This is a genomic window from Spirillospora sp. NPDC049652 (assembly GCF_040675125.1).
GTDB lineage: Bacteria > Actinomycetota > Actinomycetes > Streptosporangiales > Streptosporangiaceae > Spirillospora.
The window spans coordinates 1-1800 of record NZ_JBFAOF010001236.1 but is presented as its reverse complement, the minus strand read 5'-3'; the positions used below and the strand labels follow the sequence as shown (position 1 = coordinate 1800).

Below are 1800 nucleotides of genomic sequence, written 5' to 3'. Positions count from 1 at the left end.
CGGACATGGCGGCGGCGACGATGGCGGCGTTCGCGATCACGGCGGCGGTCCTGCACGCGCGGGCCACCGGGCAGGGCGAGCGGATCGACCTCGGCATGGCGGACGTCCTGGCGAACTGGGTCGCGACCGTCCCGGAGGCGGGGAACCGGACGCCCGGGGTCGGGCCGGTGGCCGGGTACGGGGTCTACCGGACGGCCGACGGACGCGCGGTGACCCTGGGCGTCGTCTCCGAGGACCGCCTCTGGGCCGCCGTCTGCCGCGCCCTCGACCTCGGGGAGTTCGCGGGGCTGGGCTTCGCCGAGCGGCTCGCGCGGGTGCGGGAACTGGACGAGACGATCGCGGTGGAGCTGGGGAAGCTCGACGCGGCCGAGGCGCTGCGGCGGCTGAGCGCCGAGGGCGCGCCCGTCGCGCCGGTCCTGGACCGGGCGGAGATGATGGCGCATCCGCACTTCACCGGCAGGGACGTCGTCACCGGCAGCCCCGTCCGGACGACCGTGGCGAAGCCGCCGCCGCAGGAGCCCGCCCCGGATCTGGACGCGCACCGCGGTTCCTCCTGGCGCGCCTGAAAAGGGGGTCAAAGTCCGGAAAACGGCTGGCATGCTGGGGGGCGTGAGCGCATACGGAACGTCCCCCGTCATGGTCGGCCGGGCGGGCCAGCTCGACCTGCTGACCGAGGCCCTGGCCGCCGCGCCCGGCGCGGTGCTGGTGGGCGGCGAGGCGGGCCTCGGCAAGTCGCGGCTGATCCGCGAGTTCGGCGCGGCCGTCAAGGACGACGCGCTCCTGCTGGTCGGCGGCTGCCTGGAGCTCGGCTCGGACGGCCTGCCGTTCGCGCCGTTCACGACCGTCCTGCGCGGGCTCGTCCGGGACGTCGGCGTGGACGGCGTGGCGGAGCTGCTGCCGCGCGGCGCGACGTCCGGCCTCGCCCGGCTGCTGCCGGAGTTCGGCGAGCCGGAGTCGGACGCGGCGTCCGGCGAGGAGCGCGCCCGGCTGTTCGAGACGATGCTCACGCTGCTGGAGCACCTCGCCGAGCGGTCCCCGGTCGTGCTGGTGATCGAGGACGCGCACTGGGCCGACCGGTCCACCCGCGACCTGCTGTCGTTCCTGGTGCGCAACGTCGGGACCGCGCCGCTGCTGATCGTGGTCACCTACCGGTCGGACGAGCTGCACCGCTCGCATCCGCTGCGGCCGTTGCTCGCCGAGCTCGGCCGGGTCGACCGGGTGCGCCGCCTGGACCTGCCCCGGCTCACCCGGGAGGAGGTCGGCGAGCTGGTCGCCGACATCCTCGGCCGCACCCCCGACCCCGAGCTGATCGACACCGTGCGGTCCCGCAGCGAGGGCAACCCGCTGTTCGTGGAGACCCTGGTCGGCTGCGACGGGCGGCTCGTGTGCGAGCTGCCGGAGACCCTGCGCGACCTGCTGCTCGCCGGGGTCGAGCGGCTGCCCGAGGAGACCCAGGAGGTGCTGCGCGACGCCAGCGGCGGCGGCACCCGGATCGACCACCGGCTGCTCGCGGCGGTGACCCGGCTGGACGACGCGGCGCTGACCCGGGTGCTGCGCCCGGCGGTCGCCGCGAACGTCCTGGTGGTGGACGGCGACGGCTACGCGTTCCGGCACGCGCTGATCCGCGAGGCGGTCCACGACGACCTGCTGCCCGGCGAGCACACCCGGCTGCACACCCGGTACGCCGAGGCGCTGGAGAACGACGCGGACCTCGTCCCCGCCGACCGGCTCTGGCACGAGCTCAGCCACCACTGGCACGCCGCGCACGACGCGCTGTGGGCGCTGGTCGCGCCTGGCGTG

2 protein-coding genes are annotated in these 1800 nt (G+C 75.8%); both read left to right on the top strand.

The genetic code is table 11. The features are described from left to right. Positions 1-566, top strand: a 566-nt coding sequence (locus AB0J52_RS38935) for a CoA transferase (protein WP_500188082.1), incomplete at its 5' end; no start/stop codon positions are given. 43 nt (positions 567-609) lie between these two features. Further along, on the top strand, positions 610-1800 hold a 1191-nt coding region (locus AB0J52_RS38930; protein ID WP_500188080.1), incomplete at its 3' end, for an ATP-binding protein.